This is a genomic window from Sulfitobacter sp. HI0027, assembly GCF_001634775.1.
In the GTDB taxonomy this organism is placed as follows: Bacteria; Pseudomonadota; Alphaproteobacteria; order Rhodobacterales; family Rhodobacteraceae; genus Sulfitobacter.
Map to the genome: position 1 here is coordinate 1 of NZ_LWER01000458.1, position 23,627 is coordinate 23,627.

20 protein-coding genes are annotated in these 23,627 nt (G+C 57.9%); 7 read left to right on the forward strand and 13 right to left on the reverse strand.

Features of this window, described 5'->3' with window-relative positions; translation table 11 throughout:
* From A3722_RS22820 to A3722_RS22875, 12 genes are all read right to left on the reverse strand, one after another.
* Positions 1 to 353 (reverse strand): IS110 family transposase (locus A3722_RS22820; RefSeq protein WP_236627514.1); only part of this gene is annotated, 353 nt, incomplete at its 3' end.
* 415 nt (positions 354 to 768) lie between these two features.
* On the reverse strand, positions 769 to 1,512 hold the full coding sequence (locus A3722_RS22825; RefSeq protein WP_067629458.1) for an SDR family NAD(P)-dependent oxidoreductase: 744 nt from the start codon (positions 1,510 to 1,512) through the stop codon (positions 769 to 771).
* Entirely contained in the window at positions 1,509 to 2,522 is a 1,014-nt protein-coding gene (locus A3722_RS22830) for an ABC transporter ATP-binding protein (protein WP_067629457.1), read from the reverse strand. Before A3722_RS22830 ends, A3722_RS22825 begins: the two co-directional genes overlap by 4 nt.
* Complete coding sequence (locus A3722_RS22835; protein WP_067629455.1) at positions 2,519 to 3,571, reverse strand: ABC transporter ATP-binding protein; 1,053 nt, start codon at positions 3,569 to 3,571, stop codon at positions 2,519 to 2,521. Before A3722_RS22835 ends, A3722_RS22830 begins: the two co-directional genes overlap by 4 nt.
* The gene (locus A3722_RS22840) at positions 3,568 to 4,410 is read right to left on the reverse strand and encodes an ABC transporter permease (protein ID WP_067629453.1); all 843 of its coding nucleotides are present in this window, start codon (positions 4,408 to 4,410) and stop codon (positions 3,568 to 3,570) included. The genes A3722_RS22835 and A3722_RS22840 overlap by 4 nt, the downstream gene beginning before the upstream one ends.
* Positions 4,407 to 5,411 carry an ABC transporter permease gene (locus A3722_RS22845; protein ID WP_067629451.1) on the reverse strand — a complete coding sequence of 335 codons (1,005 nt, stop codon included), beginning with the start codon at positions 5,409 to 5,411 and terminating at the stop codon, positions 4,407 to 4,409. The genes A3722_RS22840 and A3722_RS22845 overlap by 4 nt, the downstream gene beginning before the upstream one ends.
* Positions 5,412 to 5,500: 89 nt before the next feature.
* Positions 5,501 to 7,060: an ABC transporter substrate-binding protein gene (locus tag A3722_RS22850; RefSeq protein ID WP_067629449.1), complete on the reverse strand. Its 1,560-nt coding sequence runs from the start codon at positions 7,058 to 7,060 to the stop codon at positions 5,501 to 5,503.
* A gap of 107 nt (positions 7,061 to 7,167) precedes the next feature.
* Positions 7,168 to 8,058, reverse strand: a complete 891-nt coding sequence (locus A3722_RS22855; RefSeq protein WP_067629447.1) for a polysaccharide deacetylase family protein — start codon at positions 8,056 to 8,058, stop codon at positions 7,168 to 7,170.
* A gap of 11 nt (positions 8,059 to 8,069) precedes the next feature.
* On the reverse strand, positions 8,070 to 8,822 hold the full coding sequence (locus tag A3722_RS22860; RefSeq protein WP_067629444.1) for an SDR family NAD(P)-dependent oxidoreductase: 753 nt from the start codon (positions 8,820 to 8,822) through the stop codon (positions 8,070 to 8,072).
* Entirely contained in the window at positions 8,819 to 10,831 is a 2,013-nt protein-coding gene (locus A3722_RS22865; RefSeq protein ID WP_067629440.1) for a hydantoinase B/oxoprolinase family protein, read from the reverse strand. The genes A3722_RS22860 and A3722_RS22865 overlap by 4 nt, the downstream gene beginning before the upstream one ends.
* A complete protein-coding gene (locus tag A3722_RS22870) occupies positions 10,821 to 12,878 on the reverse strand; it encodes a hydantoinase/oxoprolinase family protein (protein ID WP_067629438.1) in 2,058 nt (685 codons plus the stop codon). The genes A3722_RS22865 and A3722_RS22870 overlap by 11 nt, the downstream gene beginning before the upstream one ends.
* Positions 12,878 to 13,693 carry an IclR family transcriptional regulator gene (locus tag A3722_RS22875; RefSeq protein WP_067629436.1) on the reverse strand — a complete coding sequence of 272 codons (816 nt, stop codon included), beginning with the start codon at positions 13,691 to 13,693 and terminating at the stop codon, positions 12,878 to 12,880. Before A3722_RS22875 ends, A3722_RS22870 begins: the two co-directional genes overlap by 1 nt.
* Positions 13,694 to 13,789: 96 nt before the next feature.
* Here A3722_RS22875 and A3722_RS24210 point away from each other — a divergent pair, with 96 nt between their 5' ends.
* From A3722_RS24210 to A3722_RS22900, 6 genes are all read left to right on the forward strand, one after another.
* Positions 13,790 to 13,972 carry a hypothetical protein gene (locus A3722_RS24210; RefSeq protein ID WP_150120285.1) on the forward strand — a complete coding sequence of 61 codons (183 nt, stop codon included), beginning with the start codon at positions 13,790 to 13,792 and terminating at the stop codon, positions 13,970 to 13,972.
* Between the two features lie 712 nt (positions 13,973 to 14,684).
* Positions 14,685 to 16,328, forward strand: coding sequence for an amidohydrolase family protein (locus tag A3722_RS22880; RefSeq protein ID WP_082849600.1), 1,644 nt, complete (start codon positions 14,685 to 14,687; stop codon positions 16,326 to 16,328).
* 26 nt (positions 16,329 to 16,354) lie between these two features.
* Entirely contained in the window at positions 16,355 to 17,347 is a 993-nt protein-coding gene (locus A3722_RS22885; RefSeq protein WP_067629461.1) for a TRAP transporter substrate-binding protein, read from the forward strand.
* 80 nt (positions 17,348 to 17,427) lie between these two features.
* Positions 17,428 to 17,928: a TRAP transporter small permease gene (locus tag A3722_RS22890; protein WP_067629435.1), complete on the forward strand. Its 501-nt coding sequence runs from the start codon at positions 17,428 to 17,430 to the stop codon at positions 17,926 to 17,928.
* Positions 17,925 to 19,208 (forward strand): TRAP transporter large permease, encoded by a 1,284-nt coding sequence (locus A3722_RS22895; RefSeq protein ID WP_067629432.1) that lies wholly within the window; start codon positions 17,925 to 17,927, stop codon positions 19,206 to 19,208. The genes A3722_RS22890 and A3722_RS22895 overlap by 4 nt, the downstream gene beginning before the upstream one ends.
* 25 nt (positions 19,209 to 19,233) lie before the next feature.
* On the forward strand, positions 19,234 to 22,092 hold the full coding sequence (locus tag A3722_RS22900) for an FAD-binding and (Fe-S)-binding domain-containing protein (RefSeq protein ID WP_067916486.1): 2,859 nt from the start codon (positions 19,234 to 19,236) through the stop codon (positions 22,090 to 22,092).
* Between the two features lie 110 nt (positions 22,093 to 22,202).
* Here A3722_RS22900 and A3722_RS24465 read toward each other — a convergent pair whose 3' ends face one another.
* Positions 22,203 to 22,376 carry a hypothetical protein gene (locus A3722_RS24465; protein WP_161487417.1) on the reverse strand — a complete coding sequence of 58 codons (174 nt, stop codon included), beginning with the start codon at positions 22,374 to 22,376 and terminating at the stop codon, positions 22,203 to 22,205.
* 900 nt (positions 22,377 to 23,276) lie between these two features.
* Here A3722_RS24465 and A3722_RS23740 point away from each other — a divergent pair.
* On the forward strand, positions 23,277 to 23,627 hold a 351-nt coding region (locus tag A3722_RS23740; protein ID WP_150120584.1), incomplete at its 3' end, for a transposase.

Here is a 23,627-nt window from a genome sequence, read left to right on the forward strand (position 1 = left end):
CTCTTCATGTGGACCGGGCTGAACCAGCCGGTTCGCAGAACATGGGCAATCCCACGCGCGTCGTTCTTGTCAGTCTTGTTGCGCATCGCTGAAAGGGCAGCATTCACTTGGCGGGCTTCCATGCAGACGACATCAAAACCTTCACTGGTCAGACCATAAAAGAGATGCTGNCTCAGCGTGCCAGCCTCAAAACCGATGCGCTCGATCGGATAACCGGAGCTGTTCAGGCAATCGGCGATATCGCCGACTTCACAGGATAGTTCCTTTTCGAGCATCACCTTGCCTTTGGCATCGACGACACAGATGGCACATGAGCGAAGTGACACATCCAAACCGGCAAAATATTCCATCATTCATCTCCCTTGTTCACAGTCTGGCTGTGATTTTAACGGGAGCTCGACCTCTGAATAGGGGCAGCCCAATTACGCATGCTTAGGGCCGAATACGCTGTTCGACATAAGCGCCGGGGAGCTACCGTTCGCCATGATGGGAATTGAAGTCCCATTTTTCGTGAATGGCGGCGAAGCCAAAATGCCCGCAGACCATGCGGTACGGGCAAGTTCGAAGTGAACGGGTGATATTTTAGATCCGAGTGTGCCGCCACGGTCGCCGAAGCAAACTGGCCGACTGCTTCTGCATCTGGCTGGCTTGACTTAGCGGCAAGCCAAACAGCGGCAGCTCCGGCGTCAGCGCGGCCAAGACAGCCTGAATTAACGTAACGGTTACGACGAGCGACACCCATGACGGGCGCGGGCCGGTCTCAGCCGTTCAGATCACCCATTGAAAGCCGTCGATGGCAATGTCTTGTCCGGTGATAAAACAGGGTTCTGACAGCGCGAGGAAGGCAACCACATTGGCTACATCCGCCGGGGTCCCTGTTCTTCCGAGCGAGATACCGCGCACCAGTTCGTCCTTGCGCGCGCGGATCATGTCGTTGGAGCGCTCGGTTTCGATCACTCCGGGGCAGACCGCGTTGACGTAGATATGCGGGGCCAGTTCCTTGGCCAGCGCGCGGGTCATACCCAACAGGCCCGCCTTCGCCGTGGTATAGGCAAAACGCGACACGGCGCTGGTCACCCCTCCGGTATGGGCGTTGATCGATGACATCATCACGATCCGCCCGGCATTACGCGTCAGCATGCCGGGCGCCACGGCATGGGTCCAGTTGAAGGCACCCTTGAGGTTGATCTCGATGGTACGATCAAAGGATTCTTCGGTGATCTCGGTAATGCCGGAGGTATTGGACTTACCCGCGTTGTTCACCAACACATCGACGGCACCGCAGTCGGCTTCGACCTCTGCGACGATATTATGCGCGCGGTCAAAACTTGAGACATCCGCCTCGAAGGTAAGGCATTTGCGGCCCAATTGCTCGATTTCGGCGCGGGTATTGGCCAGATCCTCGGGGATCAGGTCCACAAGCACGATATCGCAGCCCTGCCTGGCCAATTCGTGGGCGCAGCCACGGCCAATGCCACGGCCCCCGCCGGTGATGATTGCTGTTCTGCTCATGCATTTTCCCTTTGTTTTGGAACGGGCGGGTGGACCTCGCCAGCAAAGTGGCAGGCGACGCTTTGAACGCCAACGGTCCGGTCGGGGGGGTCTTCTTCACGGCAAAGCGGTTGCACATGCGGGCAACGGCCCTGGAACCGGCATCCCTTGGGCAGATGCGCGGCGTCTGCCGGTTCACCTTCAAGCCAGAAGTTCTCGGTCACCCGGATGCCATTGACCTTGGGAATCGCTGCCAACAGCGACTGGGTATAGGGATGTTTGGGTGCGTTCATGATCTCTTCTACGGGGCCGATCTCGACGATGCGTCCCAGATACATGACCGCCACCCGGTGGCACATCAGCCGTACAACCGACAAATCATGAGAGATGAAGATGTAGGTTAGATCGAAGGTCTCGCGCAGGTCCGCAAAAAGCCGCAGAACCGTCGCCTGCACCGAAACATCGAGACCGGCTGTCGGCTCGTCGAGGATTACCACCTCTGGGTTCAACATCAAAATACGCGCCAGTCCAACGCGACGCTGCTGGCCACCCGAAATCTCATGCGGGAAGAGGTCCGCATGGCCCGCAGGCAGGCCCACCGCTTGCAGAATTTCTGTCACCTTCTGCAACCGCTCTTTTCGTGGCAGATTGGCGTGGATGATTAAGGGTTCTTCGAGGGATTTGCCGATTTTCCAGCGCGGGTCGAGCGAAGCACCGGGATCTTGGTAGGCGTATTGCAGGCGCCGACGCAGGGCGCGGGCTTCTTTCGGAGTGCGGCCCGCGATTTCCTTTCCGTCCAGCTGAACCGACCCGGCGGTGGGCTTTTGAATGCCCATCAGTGTCTTGCCCAAAGTGGATTTACCGCAACCGGATTCCCCGACCAGCCCGAGGATCTCACCGTGGTGCAACTCGAAGGTAACGCCATCCAGCGCTTTGATGGCTCCCTCCTGTCGCCCAAAGACCCCGCGGATCGGGAACCGCACGGTCAGATCTTTAACCTTGAGCACCTGTTCAGTCTGTTTCTGGTTCATCCCCGCGCCTCCTTCAATCTTTGGCCCTGTTCTGTCTCCAGTGGATGCACACAGCGCACCACATGCCCTGGTCCTGCAGATTCAGCAGGCGGTCTGGTGCGGCACGCGTCGGTCGCCCTGTCACAGCGGGTCTGGAACCTGCACCCCGGTGGCGGCGCATAGAAGCTTGGCAACTCACCGGGTATGCCAGTCATGCCACCGCCACCTTCCGGGCGCGAGGCCAGAAGCTTTGCGGTATAGGGATGGGTCGGTGCGTTGAAAAATTCATCGACCGGTGCGGTCTCGACATCCTGACCGGCATACATGACCGTGATCCGGTCGCAGATCTCATAGGCCGAGCCCAAATCATGGGTCGTCATCAGCACCGCAACTCCATGATCGTTCGCCAGCCGCCGCATCAGGCCCAGGATTTGCGCTTGGATCGTGACGTCGAGCGCGGTGGTCGGCTCGTCTGCGATAATCAGGTCGGGTTCTGGCAAAAGGGCCATGGCGATCATAAGACGCTGGCGCTGGCCGCCTGACACTTCATGCGGATACTTCTTCAGCAGTTGGTCGGCGCGCGGCAACTGCACTTGATTGAGCATTTCCATGACCCGTTCGCGATCCGCCCTGCGCCGGGCGCGGGGATAAGGCGCCAGCAAGGCCGGCACGCGGCCCCGCCCCTCGGGCCTGCGTGGGGATTTCCATTTCATCAGGTCGTCGATCTGTTGGCCAATGGTGAAAACCGGATTGAGTGAAGTGAAGGGGTCCTGCGGAATGAAGGTCACTTTGCGTCCGCGCACCTGCTCTTGCTGCGCTGCGTAGTCCGCTGACAGCATGTCGGTCCCATTAAAGTCAATCAGTCCGTCTCGGACCTCCAGGGCCGTGCGAGGCAACACACCGAGAATGGCGTTTGCCAAAGTCGATTTGCCACACCCCGACTCGCCCACCAGCCCGAGGATCTCGCCGCGATTGATCGACAGGTTCGCCCCATCAAGAATGTGCGCAAAACCGCCGTCACCGTAAAAGCCGAGGGACAGATCCCTGACCGAAAGGAGTGTATCACTCATCTGCTTCCCTTTCGCAGTTTGGGGTCAAGGATGTCGCGCAGACCGTCTCCGAGTAGGTTGAAGCCCATGACGACGAGGAATATCGCAAATCCGGGCGCGGCTGCGTACCACCATGCTTCCGGCAGGAACTCCCGCGCTTCCGAAATTGTGCGTCCCCATTCGGGTGTTGGCGGAGGCGCGCCAAGCCCCAGAAAGCCCAAAGCCGCCGCCGTCAGGATCGTCGTGCCCATACCAATTGAGGTGCGCACGATGATGGCCGAGGCGGTATTGGGTAAAATATGCAGCACCATCACCCGCAGGTCCGATGCCCCAAGCGCCTGCGCCGCTTCCACGAAGGTCTGGGATTTGAGCGCGTTGGTCTCGGCATAAACTAACCGGGCCCAGAAGGGCCAATAGGTCAGCGACAGTGCCAAGATGACATTTTCCACCGATGGCCCGAGGGTCTGGGCGATGGCAATGGCCAGAACGATCTGCGGCACAGCGAGGAACACATCTGAGCTGCGCATTAGGAACCCGCCGGGAAAGCCCCCATAGTATCCCGCCACCAACCCGATCGGCACCCCGATCGCGACCGAAACGCCAACGGCGATAAATGCGATGGTGATCGTGATCCGCGCCCCGAAGAGAATGCGTGAAAAGACATCCGACCCCATTCGGTCCGTGCCAAATAGATGCTCTGAGGAGGGCGGCAGCAAACGGTCGCTGAGATGAAAAGTATAGACGTCATCGGGATAGGGGGCAATCCAGGGAGCCAGGATCGCGATGACAACAAGAGCGAGAATGATGGCGGCCCCCAGGGCGGCGGCACGGTCTGACAGAAGCCGTTTCACTGCAGTCATTTCAACGTCCTCGGATCAATGAATGTATGTGTGATGTCGACGAGCAGGTTCACCCCTATGAAGACCACGCCGACGACCACCGAAAAGCCCAGGATTGCCTTGGTGTCGGATTGCAAGATGGATTGCACCGCATAGGTGCCCAGCCCCGGCCAGTCGAATACTGCCTCGACCACAACCGCCCCGGCAAAAAGCGCGCCGAAGATCAGGCCGATCTGTGTTACGGTCGAAATTAACGCGTTGCGCAGCACGAATTTCCAGATGATCAACGGTGCGGGAATGCCCATCGCGCGTTCATAAAGCACAAAGTTCGAATTGATGACCTCAAGCACCCCGGCACGGGTAAAGCGCACCAGTGTAGCTGCCGCCGGCAAGGCCAGCGTAATGGCAGGTAATAGCAGGTGGTGCAGCGTATCGCCCAGCGATGCCCAGTCTTGGGTCAGGATTGAATCAAGCACATAGAAACCAGTAATTTCTTCCGGGCCCCAGCCGCCGATGCGCCCGTTCAGTGGTGTCCACCCCAGTTTGGTCGAGAAATACATCTGCAATTCCATCGCCAGCCAGAAACTGGCTACTGCAAGCCCCGAAACGGATAACAGCCTGAGAGTTTGGTCCACCATCGAGTTGCGCCTGACCGCCGAGATCACGCCCAGCGGCACCCCAATCCCCACGGCCAAGATCATCGCGGCGAGCGTCAGTTCCAGTGTGGCTGGCAACCGGCGCAGCAAATCTTCGGAAATCTCACGCTGCGTATACATACTCTTGCCAAGGTCCCCGGTGGCCAGCCCAGCAACATATCTGCCGAACTGGATATAGACCGGCTGGTCCAACCCCATTTCGGCCCGAAGGGCGACGACCTGTGCTTCGGTAGCATTTTCACCGGCAATGATGCGAGCCGGATCGGTCGGGATGACGTTTGAAATAAAGAAAACAACGAAAACCAGACCAAAGAGCGTCGGGATGAACCAGACCAATCTGGAGAGAATGATTTCAAGTCTGCGCATGGTTTGGTCTCCATTCTGAGGATCGCAAAGTTTGCTCTGGCGCCGCGAAAGCCTCTGCCCCGCGACGCCATCTTTAGCCGAGGCCGGGATCAGTCCTCGAGATAGGCCCAGCGCATGTCCTGACCGTTGCCGACCGGGCAGAAGCGCACGTTCTTGACGTTCGAGGCATAGGGGCCAAACCACTTGGTGTTGTAGATCCAGATGCCAGCGGCATCGTCATAGACCTGCTGGGTCGCAGCCTCGTAGAGCTTCTCACGTTCGGCCTGATCAGTGATGATTAGGGCTTTCTCGAGCATCGCGTCGACCTCGTCGTTGTGGTAGGCGCTGACGTTGCGGGTCGGCGCATAGCGCGAACCGTATTGCTCTCCAATCCAGTTGTTCGGATCGGCATAGTAAGTCGACTTCCAATAGGGCAGCATGTCCGGCATGGTTTCGGGGTTCTGCATGTTGGACGAAATCACCGGCCAAGGAGAACTCTCGATCTCCGAGTCTATGCCCAGTTGGGAAAGGCTGTTCTGCATCAAGGCCGCAGTCTGCTCAGTTTCTGAAAAACCCGCGAGTGCCCCGATCTGAATGGTACGGATTTCATTCCCATGTTCGGCCTTGTAGGCATCAAGGTAGTCCCGGGCTTTTTCGAGATCGTATTCATAGCCCGGAACATCCGGCGCACCCCAAAGATTGCCTGGGACGATTGTCGGATTGCGCGCGACAGTGCCCTGCATGATGTCGTTCACGTAGCCGTCGTAATCAAAGGCATGCATCATCGCCATGCGGAAGTTCTTGTCGTCAAACGGAGCCCGGCCGTTGTGAAGCGCGATGTGGTAGACCCGCATAGATTCTTCTTCGAGGATCTGCACATCCTCGTCTTCACGCAGACGGCTGATCTGATCCGGTGCAAGATAGCCGTCCAGGCCCTGGTAATCCCCGCGCATCAGCCCCTGAATCCGTGTATTGGTCTCGACCACAGTGCGGAACTCAATCTCTTGGAAGTATTTCTCTCCCCAGCCTGCGAAATGCTCGGCATATCGCTCGCCGACAAAGCCGCGCGCCGGATCATAGCGCTTGAGCATATAGGATCCCGTGCCCGCGACGTTGTCGATCAGGTAGCCTTCGCCCATGTCGCCGTCGCTCTCGTTCTCCTGTACCACCTTTGAATTCACCACAAGAATATCCGGCACCAGCGAGGCGAAGATCGCGGAAGGTTCCTTAAGTGTGAAGGCGACAGTGGTGTCGTCCAATGCCTCGGTCTGGCCGGGATCAATCATCGGCAAGAACAGCGATCCTGCGCCCTTCTTGAGTGCCAGCATCCGCTCGAAAGAATAGACGACATCTTGCGCCGTCATCGGCGTACCGTCGTGGAATGTCACATCATCGCGCAGTTCGAAGGTCCAGGTCAGTCCGTCCTCGGACACGGTATGATCGGTTGCGAGCCATGGGATCAGTTGAGGGGGGTTATCGACCCAGCGGTACAATCCGTCATAGAAGTTGAGCCGGGAGGCGATCCGGGCGACGTCGCGCACGGTATGCGGGTCGAGGCTGTCATAGGCGGAGTTATTGGCATGGACATAACGGTCCTGAGCCAAGCTCACTGCCGGCGCGGCGAGCATCAGCGCCAGTGACGAGCATAGGATAAGAGCAGTTCTCTTCATGGTCGTTCCTTTCTGTTGGGTGTTCTTTAGGGTTTGTTAGTTTTGGCCGTCCCGATGGCTCCGGGCCGGCAAGGCGGCGCTTTGGCCGCAAGGTAATTGGGGACGGGTCACGAATTTTCCCTAACCCACTCCACAATCTCGGCATGGGTCGCGAACCAGACATCTCCCTTGGCCCGCGCACGGGCGACAAGTTGATCCAGAATCCACAACCGCGAACGATAGCCAATGATGTGCGGGTGCATGGTCAACTGGAAAAGCCCTCCTTCCGCGTAGGCCGCGTCAAACTCACGTGTGAAGATATCTTGCACGTCTTCGGGAGGCGTGTATGGACGCAGCGCCGAGAAGCGGTTCATATTGAAATAGACCGCATCATCGCGGATCCATTCCACCGGTAATTCGGTCACTCCGGTCGCCTCGCCGTCGAGCAGCAGTTCATAGCAATCGACATCTGCCATCAGCGAACTGTCATAAAGCAGCCCCATGTCGCGGGTGATCTCCAGCGTGGCGTCACTGAAATCCCAAGACGGGGTGCGGATGCCGACAGGGCGTTTGCCCGAAATCCGTTCCAGCGTGTCGCAGGCACGCATTTGCAGATCGCGCTCGGCCTCAGGCGGCAGGATCGAATTGCGTTCATGAATCCAGCCGTGGATGCCTACCTCATGGCCTTCTGCCACGAACATCCGGGTCTCTTCCGGGTAGAGCATCGCCACAACGGCAGGCACATAGAACGAGGCTTTGATGTCATGCCGGCGCAGCACCTCCATGATACGCGGGATACCCTGACGGTTGCCGTATTGGCCCCTGCTTAGCGCCCCAATAGACTCTCCCCCATCGCGCAGTTCATTGGTTTCGTGGTCCACATCAAATGACATTGCGACGGCGCAGCGCGCGCCGCCCGGCCATGTGGTCGGTTTCAGCGTTTTGCCTGCCCGGACACGGTTCACCTTTCCGCGCCAGGTTTCTTCAGGCCATTGCCATGGGGTCTGTTCTTGGGTCATGTCACTGCTCCTCAGGGAAAGGGATGGCCGGACACGGGCAGAACCTGCCCGGTGATGTAGCTTGCGCGGTCGGAAGCAAGGAAGGCACAAGCGGCTGCAATGTCAGAAGGCTCGCCCAGACGCCGCACGGCAATGTTGTTCAGCATGCGCTCCTGTCCCTCGGGGCCATAGCTGTCCCACTGCCGCTCGTAGTCCGGCGAACTGCGGATAAAGCCCGGTGCCACGGAATTAACCGTGATCCCATGCCGCCCCAGTTCCAACGCCATCTGCCGGGTCAGCCCGATCAGCCCGTGTTTGGCCGAGCAATAGGACTGGATGCCAGTGAGGCTGGGCTTGAGCCCCGCGCCCGAGGATATCGTGATGATCCGCCCGGCGCCGCGCTGCTTCATGGCTGGCACAACCGCGCGCATAAGGTTCAGTGCCGACATGACATTGGCATCATAGACCGACAGCCATTCGGCGTCCGTCACCTCCTCGAGCGGTTTTGGCGACTGCCCCCTCACCCCGCCGGTCGCGTTGACGACTATATCCAACGGCATGGCCCCGAAGCGGTCCTGAACCGCGACACTGTCGCCAAGATCCAGCGTTTCGATGTGCAGCTTGCCGGAATATTTCTCAGCAAGCTCAGCAAGTGGGTCTTCAAGAAGATCAGCCGCAATAACCTCGGCCCCGGCTGAGAGAAATTCCTCCGCAATCGCCGCCCCGATGCCCCGAGCGGCCCCGGCGACCAGAACCTTCTGGCCTGAAAAGTCGAACCGGATCATTCCGCCGCCTCCGGCAGGGTCATCGCGCGCGCCAGTCCCGGCACCCGATCTTTGACCGCCGCCACCGCCGCCCAGACTTCGGACCCATCGCCCCGCCGGTCCACCGCCTCCAAGGCGGCGACATGATCAAAAACCGACCGTTTGACAAAATGCCGCCAATGCACCGGCATTCCCGAAAGCGCCTGTGTCAGCGCCTTGTAGTTGGCATTGGTCCAGACCGCCTCGAAGGCGCGCCGGTTCTCGTTATAGCTGTAAGTCTCGCTGGGGGCGGGCAGATGCGCCGCGCGCCGCGCTTTGGTTGCCGCAGGATCCAGCCGCCCTTCGGCATCGAACACAACGCCATAATGTTCCCGCGCGGCTGCTGGCGTCACAGCGCCGCGCAGGACATCGCGCACCACCAGTTCCTCGGGACGGGCGTAGGGATCGCCCCAGCCCGCGCCGCCGCCGGAGGTAAGGTTGAACACATCCCCCGGCCCCAGTGGGACAACGTCGGTGTTGCCAAGATTATGGTGTGTGCCGTCCGGCGAGATTTTGGTGAAATGAGACGGCGCGCCGGGGTGGCCGCCCTGACCGCCCCAAGCGGCAAAGATCGACCGGTCCCGGTTGCGCGCCGTGATCACTGTGTCAGGGGTAAAGACCTCGACCTCCAAGACCGTCGACATGCCCCCGCGGGCTATGCCCGCTCCGCCTGAGTCGGGCACCAACCCGTAGCGGCGAAACTTGATCGGAACCTCGACCTCATTGATCTCAACCGGGGTGTTTTTGAGGAACGAACTGTTTGCCCCCGAGCCGTCGGTCCCGTCCCCCAGTGCAGAGCCGCCAGCCCCGCCGGTTACCGGATCGATAGAGGCCATCGATAGCTTACCCGACCGTGCGTCGAAGGTTTTGACGTTGACGATTCCGCCGCCGCCCGCTGCACCGACGGGTAGGCGGTCGGGCGCGGCGGCATGGAAAGCCCCCATGATGACCCCTTGAAGTCTTCCGCAAGTCAGCGATCGCATACCCACGGCAGCCGGGTATTGCGGGTTCAGCACCGTTCCCTCAGGCACGATGCAGGTCGCCGCGCGAAGGATGCCCCCATTGAGTGGGATCGACGGGTCGAGAGTGTATAGACAGTAGTTGTAGCCCACCATCAGCAAGATGTGTCGTGGGTTACCGCCCGTGGGCATGTTCAGCGCGGATTTCAGCTGCGGATCCGAGCCAGTGAAATCAAGAGTCAGCCCGTCACCCTCGATTGACAGCGTGACCTCGAGGCGCACCGGCACCCCATTGGGTCCATCTTCATCAAGGTAATCTACAAAATGAAACTGCCCGTCCGGTAGGTCCGAAATGACGGCTCGGGCGCGGATCTCTCCCATATCCAGCAGGTCTTCGATACCGTTGCGCACGGTCTCGACTCCGAACTTGCGGATCATCTCGTGTACTTTTGCTTCGCCCGTGTTCACTGCGGCAATCTGGGCTTGCAGATCGCCCCGATTCTGCTCAGGCATCCGCACATTCAACATCATCGTGTCGATCAGTTGCTGGTTCACTTCGCCCCGCGAGATCAGCTTGGTCGGGCGAAAGCGTATACCTTCCTGGTGTACTTCGGTATTGGCCCGCGACAGCGACGCAGGTACTGCGCCACCCATATCGGTGTTGTGGATATGCCCCACGGCAAAGGCGACAATCTCACCCTCCCAAAAGATCGGCTTCCAGATGTGCAGATCGGGGGTATGAGTGCAGACAAACCCGGAATACGGGTCGTTTGTGATGCAGATATCACCTTCCTCGTAGCCATCAATGGCTTCCAGCGCCCCCTTGTAATCAAGACCAATGAACCATGTCGCGCCCAGATCGCGCGGGCTGGCAAAGGTCATCCCAGCGGGTGAGACAAGGCCGGTGGTAAAATCCTCGGTTTCCTTAACAAAGGTGGAATGGGCGGTGCGGAATAAAGTATAGGCCATGCTCTCGGCTACCGCTTGTGCATGGTTCTCGAGCATCTTGAGGGTTACGGGATCAGTGCGCATCGTTTTTCTCCTCAAGGGTCAGGACCAGATTGCCCAAGTCATCTACCTCGCCGGTAAAACCCATGGGGACGATCGTGGTCGTATCGTCCTGCGCGATGACACAGGGACTGCGAAAACGCGCTCCAGCAGTCAATTCGGCGCGATCGAATAAGGCGATCTCCCGCTGCTGCCCATCAAGCCAAGCCGTCATGTTGCGGCGGGCCATCACATCACGTGATTGCGGCTCATGCCGCGGCAGCGAGGGTTTGGCCGAATGGCCCGTCACCACAAGATTGATTGCAATAATCTGGATCGGCGCTGAGGGATCCGCGTGACCGTAAAGACGGCGGTGTTCGCGGTGGAACGCCTCGGATATCTGCGTCGTATCCCCGGCGCGCAGGGCTTCCGGTTCGATCGGAACCTCAATCTCAAAACTCTGGCCGAGATAGCGCATCTCGCCGGATGCGTGAAACACGGGTGTGCCAGAAAACCCCTGCTCCTGCACGATCCAACGCCGCGCTCTTTCAGTCAGCTGCCCTACGGTCTGCCCCATTTCAGCCAGATTTTCTGGCGCCAGATGATAGAAAGCAGTAGCGGTGAAATCGCTTCGAATATCCGCAGTCAACCCGCCCAACGCCGATAAAACGCCGGGCGATGGCGGCACGACGACACGCTTCATGCCCAGATCACGCGCCAGTAGGCAGGCCATCATTGGCCCACCGCCGCCAAAGGCCAGCAGGCTGAAGTCCTGTACATCTATTCCCCTGCGCGAGCACAGTTTCGAGACTTCGCGGAACATGCCCGACACGGCGATACCGACGATGCCCTCGGCAGCACGCTCGACGGTGATTTTCATTGCCTCGGCCAGCGGGGCGATCGCGGCTAATGCCTTGTCGCGATCAACTGAAACCATGCCATAGCCAAGCGCCGCACCATTCAGCAATCCCAACACTACGAAGGCATCGGTGATGGTCGCTTCCGTGCCACCGAACCCATAGGCCGCTGGCCCAGGGACGGACCCGGCACTGTCGGGGCCAACGGTCAGCATTCCGCCCTGATCCACACGTGCAATCGAGCCGCCGCCCTCGCCGATGGAGGTGACCGATACCGTCGGCACGTAAATCGGAAAATCACCGACAACCTCGTTCACGCCATAGCCTGGTCGCCCGTCGAGGATGATCGCGACATCCGCCGAGGTACCACCGATATCGAGGCTTAGCACCCGGTTTTCTCCGGCTTCCCGGGCCACAAATGCCGCGCCCATTACTCCAGCTGCGGTGCCGGACAAGAGCATCTCGACGCAGGCGGTCTTGCCCCCTTCCACCGACATGATGCCACCATTGGATTTCGTGATCATGGGCTCGGATGCGACGCCGATTTCAGTCAAAACCCGTTGCAGCGCGCCGAGATACTCCGATACGCGCGGCTGCACGTAGCCGTGGATTACGGCTGTGGAGGACCGCTCATATTCGCGAATAATCGGGCGCACGTCTGATGAGCAATAGACGTGCAGGTGAGGCGCGGTTTCGAAGATAAACTGCTTGGCCGCAAGCTCGTGCGCGGCGTTGCGGTAGCTGTGGAGAAATGCAATCACGACGCCTTGGGCACCGCGCAGCTGAGCTGCCTCAACCGCCGCGAGCAGGCTCTCAGTGTCCAGCGGTTGATCCACCGCGCCATCTGCAAGGATTCGTTCGCGTACCCCGAACACCATGTCACGCGTCACTAAAGGCTCAGGCCGTGCCGAGAGCAGATGGTAGGGGTCGGGCATTTTCAGCCGCGCAAGTTCCAGCACATCGCTAAAGGCTTCCGTAGTGAACAATGCCAGACGGATGCCCTTGCGCATGATGATCGAATTGATCCCGACCGTCGTGCCATGGGTAAAATAGGAAATCTCGGAGGGCTCAATGCCAAAGCGGTCTTTCAATGCGACGAGGCCGTCGATCACCTCCTGCCCTGGGCGATCCGGCGTGGTGAGCACCTTCACGTTGCTCATGGTCCCCTCCGCCTCGTCGAATGCGCAGAAGTCGGCAAAAGTGCCTCCGATGTCCATGCCTAACCGATATCCCATCATCCGCGTCCTTTGTGGTCTGTCATTGCGTTGTCTCCCGCCGACTTCGTCAGCTCCGGGCGATAGCCCAGTCGCGCGCTTATTTGGGCCGCGCCCTCCAGAACGCCGGCCAGCATCTCGTCACGCCGCGCCTCGTAGCGTGCAGTCACTGTCGCCATATCAATTACCGCCACTACTTTGCCGTCAGCATTGCGGACCGGTGCCGCGATCCCTGCGCCACCTTGGGCAAACTGATCGATGATTACGCCGTAGCCGTCCTCACGGATCTTTGTTAACTCGGCGCGGATCTGTGCTTCGGTGTTCAACGATTGGTCGGTGAAGGGCGTCAGTTCAGTCCGCGCAAAGTAGGCATCAACTTTTTCGGGCGCCTGAAAGGCAAGCAGAACGCGGCCCATTACCGTTGCATAACCTGGCAGAACAACATCGTCGGAGGAGTCGTAGCGGATCGGATGTCGGCTGACGGCCTTGCAGACCAGCCGGGCGTCTTGATACTCGTTGCGCATACAGACGAAGACAGTTTCGCCCAACCTGTCTCGCAGATTTTCTACAATTGGCATCGCAATTGAGCGCAGAAGCGTTTCAAGCCCGCCGACCCAAGCAAACCCTTGACGAAACATCTCGTTGATCGCGTAGCGATCAGTTGTGTCTTTGGTCACATAACCGCGCCCCTGAAGCGTCGAGAGTAGGCCATGAGCACTACTTTTCGGGATCCCCAAAGTAACCGCCAGTTCAAGCAGACGCATGGGTTCAGCGCGGGCAGATAGGAGTTCCAAAACGTCCAGCACACGGACCGCAGATTTAACCTGCTTGTTCATATATGTGAATCCAGTTCATACATATATACATCTGAGTCCGGACTCACCTCACCTGTCAATGCTAAACTTGTTGCGGCAATGCGGCATGGATCAGATTTGAGTTTGATGTTCGCTGGCTATCAAGAGCTTCTGTTTGCTTGGCTCACGACCGTGCTTAAAGGCACCAAAGCTAATCGGCTCTGCCTTACAATTTCTGATTATCATTGGCTTTTAGTGATGAAACACCAGATGGCCCCACCCAAAGAAGCGGGTTCATTTATGGGCTACGCAAAAATCTAAATCACCCCGTGCAAGCGCAGAAACCTTACACACTTTATGTTTCGTCCCGAAAATGGGGACAGTGCTTTTGTAGAAAATTTGCGCCCTATAGGCGATCTCGTCCGAGACGAATCACCTCGCCCGACACTGGCCTCCAGTGTCTGTACCCGCATTTTCCGCCTCGCGTGTCAGGCGTCCCCAGTTTCCTGAGGCCCCGTTTGCTCATCTTGCACGAGAAAGCATCTTTCCGGCTTAAGTCCGGCTGTAAGGGCCGGGGCTTGTGATCTTTACCCTGATCCACATCACCTCCCGGTGAAGCGCGTGCAAGCGATGAGTTCTGGGTCGTTCGACAACCGACCGTCTGAATATAGAAACCGCAGAGGAGGCTATTTATCCAAAGAAGTGTTCTAACCTGTCGAGGTACGCAGTCGATCCCGGCGCCCTTGGGGTCTTCGTCTTTGCTTACGCGGCCTGTCCGCCTGAATAAGCGATCTTGTTTCAAGCTTGAGTTCGACGATAGTCTGAATGCCCCAGCATGTAACTATCAGAAATGTTTGGCTAAATTTGGAAGCTCATTTTAATCCCTCAAATCCATCGCAGCAAACTTCTGCAAAATATTGAAGCCATTAGAAGCTATATCACCACTAAGTCGCCGGCTGTCAGTTGTCAGTTGTCAGTTGTCAGTTGTCAGACAACTGACCGTTGGTTAGATTGATCTGTGGAGAGATTCGCTATGTCAAAAGAAACATCTGTCATACCTATCCGCTCTGTAGGCCGCCGCCGGGTCTCGGACGACATCGCAGAGCAACTGTCTACAATGATCACCGGTGGACGTTTGCCTGTGGGCGCCAAGCTGCCGACTGAGGCAGAGCTGGTGCGAGACTTTGGCGCCGGACGAAGCGCCGTGCGCGAAGCAATTGCACAGTTACGTGAGGCGGGACTGGTGGAAAGCCGCCACGGCGTCGGTGCCTTTGTTTGCTCTCTGGTGGCGGCCACGGGATTTAAGATTGACCCGCAGACACTTTCTTCTATCGCTCACCTCCGTCAGCTGCTCGAGCTTAGGATGGAAATCGAAGTGGGAGGCGCGTCAATGGCTGCGCGTCGCCGCACACTGACTCAGCTGCAAGAAATCGAAATCGCTCTTGCGGGCGTGCAAGAAGCACTCGCTCAGGGCGCAGCCGCTTTGCCAGAGCAGCGTGCCTTTCATCAAGCCGTAGCTGCGGCGACGAACAACCCCTATTTTCGTGACCTTTTGCAGTTCCTTTACGAGCGCATCGACGCGGGTATTGCGGAAGATCTCGCCAATTCCGTTCTCAGAGGCGATGGACCTCAAGGTATTGAGCGTGAGTTGAATATTGTTTTCGAAGCGATCCGTATCGGAGATCCAGATAAAGCGCGCCGTGCGGCGTGGAACCATTTGCTGCGCACGGCCGACCGGCTTGGATTGCGTGGCTTGCAAGGCTGGGAGGAAAGCCGGATGACCTCTTTGGGGGAAGTCAAAATACCGTTCTGTGAAGCGGCAGATCTCGAGCCCTATGCGCCGCAGTTCACCCCGCCACCGGGAGCTACAGACTGCCACGCACATATCTTTGGGCCAGATGCAAAATATCCCTTTACCCCGCATCGGACTTACACCCCGCCTGAAGCCAGCGAGGAACAATATTTCCATATGCTCGACAGCCTTGGCCTCTCGCGCGGCGTCATCGTGCAACCTTCGGTGTATGGGCAGGATAATCGCTGCACATTGGATGTTGTACGCAGGCATCCCGACCGGCTGCGCGCGGTCGTCGTTGTCGATGAGAGTGTTTCAGAAAAAGAGCTTGAGCAGATGCATGATGCTGGGGCTCGAGGGGTACGGCTCAATCTTCTGTTCCGTTCCGGCGTCGAAGTGTCCGACGTGCGTCGGATCGCGGACAAGATCGCGGCTCTGGGCTGGCATCTGCAAATGTTGATTGATGTCTCAGAATTCGCGGACATCCGAGACACGTTGGGTCGGCTGCCCGTGGAAACGGTGTTTGACCACCTGGGTCACATGCCCACTTCCGCCGGCACAAACCACCCGGGTTTTCAAGAAATGCTATCGCTTGTAGCCGATGGGAAGTCCTGGGTGAAGTTGTCGGGCAGCTACCGAATTACTGGCGAGAATGAGACGCCTTATTCCGACATCGCCCCGTTTGCCCGCGAGATCATTCGCGCGAACCCAGAGCGGGTTCTTTGGGCTACGGATTGGCCGCATCCATACATCAACGTCGACATGCCGAATGACGGCGCATTGCTCAATATGCTTGACGATTGGGCCCCGGATGCGGCCACGCGGGACCGCATCCTCGCGGATAACCCGGCGCGGCTCTACGGCTTCGACACGACGCAAATCTGATCATCTTTAGGGAGGAAACCACGATGATGACTTTAAGAAAAACCGCAATAGTCACGCTCTCAGCCGCCTTGCTGAGCGCGGCTGGCCTGCCGGCAACCGCAGCGGACACGTTGCGTGTCGGCTGGACGACATCCGACAGCGCCCAAGATCCCTATGCAATCATGGCGCATAACCTGAAGGCTGAGTTGGAAGAGCGTCTGCCAGGCAAGTTCGACGTACAGATGTTTCCCAACAATCAGTTGGGTGACGAGAAGCAGATGCTCGAAGGTTTGCAATACGGCACGCTTGACGTCGGCATTATCACCAATGCTACGATTGCCAACCTCGACCCGGTGTTTCAACTCAACGATATGCCATTCCTTTTTGCAGATGAAGCCCAAGCTCACGGCGTTCTGGACGGCGAAGTTGGCCAAGAAATGCTCAGCAAGCTTTCAAGCAAGGGCATGATTGGCCTTGGTTTCGCGGAGGGGGGCTTCCGCCACATGATTAACAATACCCGACCAGTCACGGCGCCAAATGACGTTGAGGGTGTGAAATTTCGCACGATGCAGAACCCTGTCTTCATCGGCATGTTCTCCTCATTGGGCGGCAACCCGACCCCGATGGCATGGTCGGAAACCTTCACCGCGGCGCAGCAAGGCACCATTGATGGGCTCGAGATACCGCTGGCGGTGATCGCTGCGAATAACTACCCTGAGGTCACGAAGTACCTATCGCTTACGAAGCATACCTATTCCGCGCTCGGTATCATCGTGTCAGAGCGGACTTTCGGCAAACTTTCCGAAGAAGAGCAGGCTGCATTCAAGGCAGCCACATCGGCCGCAATCGAAAAACAGCGCGCTCAGGTCGCCGAAGCCTCTGCTGCATTGATCGAGCAATTGAAGGCGGCTGGCATGACCGTCAACGATATCGAAGACCCCGCGGCATTCCGCAAACAGGTTCTCCCGGTCTATGACGAGTTCAAAGGCGCGATCGGCGAAGATCTCTTCGACAAGGCACTGGCGGCCGTTCAAGGCTAAGCCGTTCGACCAGCGCCTCGCGGAATCGCGAGGCGCTGAAAACGCACTCCATTACAAACAGCATGACGCGAGGGCCAAGCATGATTCTTCTGCTCGACAGACTGTCTTACTGGACGGCGCGGGCCACCAACTGGGTGGTTGTTGCGATGGCCGTGGTCATGATGTCCGCCCTCATCATGCAAGTATTTTCACGCTACGTGCTGGGCTCATCACTTGTCTGGTCGGAAGAGCTGGCCTTGATGCTGTTTACATGGACAACCCTTCTGGCCGCTACCAGTGTTCTACGCGATATGACGCATGTGCGGTTGGATGTGCTCATTTCCTATTTACCACATGGCATTAAGGCGGTTTGGAACCGTCTGATTAGCCTCGTCATCCTGTTCTTTTGCATCGCGCTTGCCGCTTCGGGATACGAATACACTGTCAGCACTGTGGGGCAGGTCTCGGCTGCAATGCGGCTGCCCATCGAGGTCCTCCATCTTGCCGCCCCCGTTTGCGGGCTTCTGGGCGCGCTGCATGCACTGGCCCGTTTGTTCAAGCCGGTCGAAGATACCAGCACGCCCAAGGAGATCATCGGATGAGTGCCGTTGCCATTGCCATTCTCGCGACTTTCCTCATCTCCATGTTTGGAGGGGTGCCGATTGCTTTCGGCCTCGGCATCGCTTCGGTTTTGGGGCTCTACATGGCGGATTTCCCGTTGGTGATTCTTGCACAACGTTTGATCGCGGGGACCCAAAGCTTTTCGATTCTCGCGATCCCGGGGTTCATTCTCGCCGGTGATTTAATGATGCATGGCGGTCTCTCGCGACGTTTGGTCAAGTTCTGCCAGTCCCTCGTCCAGCACGTAACGGGCGGTCTTGGCATGGTCACCGTGCTATCGGCAACCTTTTTCGCAGCGATCTCAGGCTCGGCGCCCGCCACTACCGCCACGATCGGCGGGATCATGATCCCAGAGATGGAGCAGCGCGGATGGAAACGTGATTTTTCTGCCGCGCTCTCCGCCGCTTCCGGGCCAATCGGCCAGATGATCCCGCCTTCTATCCCGATGATCATCTGGGGGGTGGTTGCAGAAGAGTCGATTAACCAGCTTTTCCTTGCAGGGATCATCCCTGGTCTCCTAATCGCTCTCGGCTTGATGCTGGTATGCTGGATCGTCGCACGCCGCAGCCCAAATATCCCTCGCGAACGACGCGCGACACGGAAAGAGCTGGGGCAAAGCCTTTGGGACGGGAAATGGTCTCTTCTTGCGCCGGTAGTTATTTTGGGCGGCATCTATGGGTCTGTATTCACCCCAACTGAAGCTTCGGCCATCGCCGTATTCTATGCGCTTATCGTCGGACTTTTTATCCACCGCGAAATCAAGTTCGCCGAGTTGCCGGCTATCATCATAGCCGCGATGCGGACATCCGCCATTGTCTGTTTCATCATCGCCATCGCCTCCGCCTTCGGCTGGCTCGTGGCGATCGAACAATTGCCTTCAGCAATCGCAAACGGGATCATGTCGATCTCGACCAATCCAATTGTCATCTTGCTAATTCTAAATTTGTTTCTGCTGTTTATCGGTGCGATCATGGATAATATCGCTGCGATGATCATCCTTGGGACTACCTTATCCTCCATCGGTGCCCAATTGGGTCTTGATCCGATCCATCTGGGCGCAATGGTGGTCATCAATCTCGCGATCGGGATGGCGACGCCGCCCTTTGGATACTCACTCTTTGTCGCCTCAGCCATCAGCAACCAGTCGATTGAACGGTTGAGCCTTGCACTCTGGCCAATGCTATTGGTGTCCTTCGTGGTGCTGATGCTGGTGACATATGTGCCGACGGTGACCTTGTTATTGCCCTCCTTTATCCGCTGAGCCACCAGCCCCAAAGGATGAAGCCATGACGCAGAACCCGGCAGTCACCTCCTTTCTACAGACGCTATCCGGTCTTGGATTTTCAGGCCAGATGCGACCGGGTCGCGCCGCCCGCGTGGTCAATGCGACGGACAACTCGATCTACTACCGCGAACCGGCCTGCGTGGTGGAGCCACGCAGCAAAACAGATATTCAGGCCGCAGTGACAGCTGCAACCCGCGCGGGCCTTTCGCTTACGCCCCGCGGAGGCGGCACGGGCACCAACGGCCAGTCGCTTGCCGAGGGCGTGATCCTCGATACCTCCCGTTTCATGAATTGCATCGTGAGCTTTGACGCCGACGCAGGCGTGGTCCGAGTACAGCCGGGCGTGGTCCTGGACCAATTAAATGCCTATTTGAAGCCGCTTGGGTATTTTTTTCCACCTGCCGTCTCGACCGGCTCACGCGCGACCCTTGGCGGAATGGTAGCCACCGACGCCTCAGGCAAAGGCTCACGCAAACTCGGAAGAACTTCCGACTACTTGCTTTCCGCCGAAGTGGTTTTGGCGAACGGAAGTCTTGCAGAAATTGGCGATGTCGCTCCAGAGGCAAATGGACCTCCCGGGCCTGTCTGCGATGTCGTCGACCTTCTGCGCAGCGCGCTACCGCAATGCTCTAAGCAAATTGAGCGGGTCTTTCCAGTGATGAACCGAGGGCTGACCGGCTATAATCTTGACGAGGTACGAGGCACTGACGGGACACTCCGTTTGGCCAAGTTGATCGCCGGATCCGAAGGCACGTTGGCGATCACCGCGGAGCTGTCGCTTAAGGTAGCACCGCTGCCTGAATGCAGGGGCATGGCGATTATTGGATACACCGACAGCTTAAATGCTCTCGGCGCCGTTCCCGGATTATTGGCGGCAGATCCAGAGGCTATCGAATTTCTCGATGATGTTACTGTTGGGCTTGGCAAGACCACCCCCGCGTGGCCAATCCTGGAGCCGGTCTTGGGCGAAAAGCTTGCCCGCAGTGGCGGCTATCTCTTTGCCGAGATCGCGGGAGAGAGCACTGAGGTAGTCGACCGACAACTGGAAGCTATCGAGCAGCTTGCCCGCCAGGAGGACGCAAATGGCGTGATCGCTACGCGGGACCAGAGGACCATGAATGCCCTGAACGGACTCCGTAAGGATGCTGTCGGCTTGATGGGCAAGGGCAAAGGCCGCCTGAAAGGCACTGCATTCGTCGAGGATGCTGCTGTGCCACCAGAGAATCTTGTCGCCTTCGTGCGTGGGTTTCGCGGTATTCTCGATGCGCATCAGCTGGAGTACGGCATGTATGGCCACGCGGACGTGGGATGCGTCCATGTACGTCCGCTAATGGACATGCGTCTACCAGAACATCGTGACAAAATCCGCCCGATTTCCGATGCAGTGGCCCGTTTGGCGCAGGAACAGGGTGGCCTTGTCTGGGGCGAACACGGCAAGGGGTTCCGGGGAGAATATGTTGCGCAATACTTCGGCCCCGCGCTTTTCGACCTGTTGCGTCAGATCAAGGCGGCCTTTGATCCTGACAATGTTCTTAACCCGGGGAAACTCGTGACCGCTGCAGGCACATCGCTGCAAGTGGAGCACATCGACACGATCCCCTTTCGGGGTGCGCGAGATCAGTTGATCGAAGAACGCTCGGCCTACGCCAAGGCAAGTGATTGCAATGGCAATGGCGTCTGCTTCCACTGGGATGCGGCGCAAGAGATGTGCCCATCCTACAAAGTAACACGCGATCGGGTTCAATCGCCAAAGGGACGCGCTGCATTGTTCCGTGACTGGCTACTTGCGCGCGAGACCGGTGGAGAGGTGACGGAGGTAGAGGAGAACCTGGCACAATCTCTCGAGACCTGTCTCTCTTGCAAGGCCTGTACCTCGCAATGTCCTGTACAGGTCGATATTCCTACGATGAAGGCCCTGTTTTTGGCGGAAACGCGAGGTCGTCAGCGCAGCCTAAGAGATCACTTGGTCCGCCGAATGGAAACCTTAACAATCCTTGCAACCCAAATGCCTCTTCTCGCAAATGTTGGCCTCTCCATTGGGCCGCTTTTGATGTCCCTGGTCTTCAAGCTTGTCGATCTACCTCGTTTTGATCGCATCGGGTTGCATGCACGCATGCGCGCCGCAGGATCACAACTGCTCAAGCCCGGTCAGCCTCTACCAGCACACATCAACAAAGACCGGGCCGTTATCCTGCTATGTGACAGCTTCCTCGGTCCATTCGACCCAGCGGTGCTGGCAGCAGCCGCACGGGTCCTGACCCGCATGGGTTTTGCAGTGCTGCACACCCCGATCCTGCGCAACGGCAAGGCAGTGCAAGTCCGTGGCTATCTCGATGACTTTGAGCACACCAGAGCACATGCCGGGGCGACGATCGACCAATTATCGACAACTGGACTGCCTCTTATCAATTTGGAACCGGCCGTCTCTATGCACTACCGGCAAGATATTCCTGTACCACTTGAAGGTTCGGAACCGGTCCCAATCGATCGCTTCTTGGTGAGACACAAGGAGTATCTCCCTCAGGGCTTTGCCGGGGATTTTGAAATGATCGGCCATTGTACGGAAACGTCAGCCGATCCCGAAAGTTTGAGACGATGGGAAGAAATATTTTCGGCGGCGGGGCTTTGCCTCAAGTCTCGAAGGGCCGGATGCTGCGGCATGGCTGGACTTTTCGGCCATGAAGCCGAGCACCGCGAGATGTCGCGCGAAATTTTTCGCTTGAGCTGGGCAAAGCGCGTCGCCGAGGGCCAGGGTGCGTTGTTGGCGACGGGTTTCTCATGCAGATCTCAGGCAAAACGCTTTGCGAAAATTTCTCTGCAGCATCCTGTGCAAGCTCTTGAAAGAGCACTTGATACATAGAGCTGCAGGATCGCTGAGTTGGATCTGCCGCTTCATAGCCTCTCGGTACAGGCAGATGGCTGACGATCCGCTGTGGGCCGCCCGCCTGAAGTTGCTCATCAATGCTTCTCTCACAGCTTCTTAAGCAGGTGGTAGGGCGCGTTGCGTACCGCCGCATCTACATCGATATCAGATTTCTTTTGGCGTTCGGGCCAGATGGCATACAGGCTTCCTACGATGACCAGCACTTCGACCCCAATCAGGCCGAAGCTGGTGAGCTGTTCGCTTAAGATGGCCTCGAGCATACTGTTGCTTTCCGTATCTGTATGCATGAATGAAATTCATCATAGCACAGATCTCGATGTTGCCATAGATCTCGCAGGTGGTTGGAACGCTTAACATGGGTCGATTGCGGTTTCGCCGCTATGTTTCATAGCCCCAGGCATATTGCTTCGTAGCGCCTTCTGGCCCCACCAGAAAAACCTCTATGGGATCATCGACCTTCCTCCCGACTTGCTGGCGGATCATGCAATTGGGGCGATGCTACTCATTGGGCAGGAGAGCCTCGAATTTGATTGGACCGGGGGGAAACTCTACTGGTCGTTTCGACCTGAGTGTGCGGCCAGAGAGGAGGGTCATCTTAGAATAGTCGCAGCGCATCGAATTGGATGCTGGTCCAGGATCGCGGCATCTTCCGCCGGGATCGAAGCTATTCTGGCTACACCCACTTTGATCTTCCAGGAACTCTCACCGAAGGGTCTGGCTTGTCGCCCAAAGTCGAATATCTCGCTCTCCATATTTGCAAACAAGACCCGGAAACCAGTTCCTCAAGCGAGCCTGGAACTGGTTTTGGCCGCAGTGCCGCTACCAAGGCACGAAAATCCAAAGTTCTGTGCAGAATAGTGGTTCAGGCCGATAGCGTGCTCAACCTATCACAGGGCCGCGCACCACCGAGGCTGCAGTTAGGCCGGGTGAGCCAATGCAGAAACGCCATCTGCCCTTCCCAGTCGTCTGGGCGCTCGAAGTGAGCTGCGAGACTAACTTGCAATATACCATGGTGCCGTAGGCATCAGATATTTTCAGCGGCCGCTAATTGACTCCCGGGCACCTACTGCGCTGGATTGGGCTTATTTTGTTGAAAAACTCTTCCTTGATCGCGGCCTGAACTGCTGATTCAATCCCTTTATTCGGGGGGAGTATTGGCGATGATGGGACCACGACAGGAGGCGCAACCGGCGCTGTTCTACGAGTTCTCGCTGGAGGATCATGTTCCCCAAGATCACCTGCTTCGATCCATTGATCGGTTCGTCGACCTGAGTAGCATCCGCGCCCACCTTGCGGATTTCTACAGCCATACCGGCCGCCCGTCGGTCGATCCCGAGCTGCTGATCCGGATGTTGCTGGTCGGCTATTGCTTCGGCATTCGTTCTGAGCGACGGCTCTGCGAAGAGGTGCATCTGAACCTCGCGTATCGCTGGTTCTGCGGCCTCGATCTGAGCGACCGGGTCCCGGATCACTCGACGTTTTCCAAGAACCGGCATGGGCGTTTTCGCGAC

Bases quoted from the DNA above. Each gene is read 5' to 3' on its own strand.
- A3722_RS22825 (WP_067629458.1), bottom strand. From the start codon at position 1,512: ATGAGCAGAACAGCAATCATCACCGGCGGGGGCCGTGGCATTGGCCGT.
- A3722_RS22830 (WP_067629457.1), bottom strand. From the start codon at position 2,522: ATGAACCAGAAACAGACTGAACAGGTGCTCAAGGTTAAAGATCTGACC.
- A3722_RS22835 (WP_067629455.1), bottom strand. From the start codon at position 3,571: ATGAGTGATACACTCCTTTCGGTCAGGGATCTGTCCCTCGGCTTTTAC.
- A3722_RS22840 (WP_067629453.1), bottom strand. From the start codon at position 4,410: ATGACTGCAGTGAAACGGCTTCTGTCAGACCGTGCCGCCGCCCTGGGG.
- A3722_RS22845 (WP_067629451.1), bottom strand. From the start codon at position 5,411: ATGCGCAGACTTGAAATCATTCTCTCCAGATTGGTCTGGTTCATCCCG.
- A3722_RS22850 (WP_067629449.1), bottom strand. From the start codon at position 7,060: ATGAAGAGAACTGCTCTTATCCTATGCTCGTCACTGGCGCTGATGCTC.
- A3722_RS22855 (WP_067629447.1), bottom strand. From the start codon at position 8,058: ATGACCCAAGAACAGACCCCATGGCAATGGCCTGAAGAAACCTGGCGC.
- A3722_RS22860 (WP_067629444.1), bottom strand. From the start codon at position 8,822: ATGATCCGGTTCGACTTTTCAGGCCAGAAGGTTCTGGTCGCCGGGGCC.
- A3722_RS22865 (WP_067629440.1), bottom strand. From the start codon at position 10,831: ATGCGCACTGATCCCGTAACCCTCAAGATGCTCGAGAACCATGCACAA.
- A3722_RS22870 (WP_067629438.1), bottom strand. From the start codon at position 12,878: ATGGGATATCGGTTAGGCATGGACATCGGAGGCACTTTTGCCGACTTC.
- A3722_RS22875 (WP_067629436.1), bottom strand. From the start codon at position 13,693: ATGAACAAGCAGGTTAAATCTGCGGTCCGTGTGCTGGACGTTTTGGAA.
- A3722_RS22880 (WP_082849600.1), top strand. From the start codon at position 14,685: ATGTCAAAAGAAACATCTGTCATACCTATCCGCTCTGTAGGCCGCCGC.
- A3722_RS22885 (WP_067629461.1), top strand. From the start codon at position 16,355: ATGACTTTAAGAAAAACCGCAATAGTCACGCTCTCAGCCGCCTTGCTG.
- A3722_RS22890 (WP_067629435.1), top strand. From the start codon at position 17,428: ATGATTCTTCTGCTCGACAGACTGTCTTACTGGACGGCGCGGGCCACC.
- A3722_RS22895 (WP_067629432.1), top strand. From the start codon at position 17,925: ATGAGTGCCGTTGCCATTGCCATTCTCGCGACTTTCCTCATCTCCATG.
- A3722_RS22900 (WP_067916486.1), top strand. From the start codon at position 19,234: ATGACGCAGAACCCGGCAGTCACCTCCTTTCTACAGACGCTATCCGGT.
- A3722_RS24465 (WP_161487417.1), bottom strand. From the start codon at position 22,376: ATGCTCGAGGCCATCTTAAGCGAACAGCTCACCAGCTTCGGCCTGATT.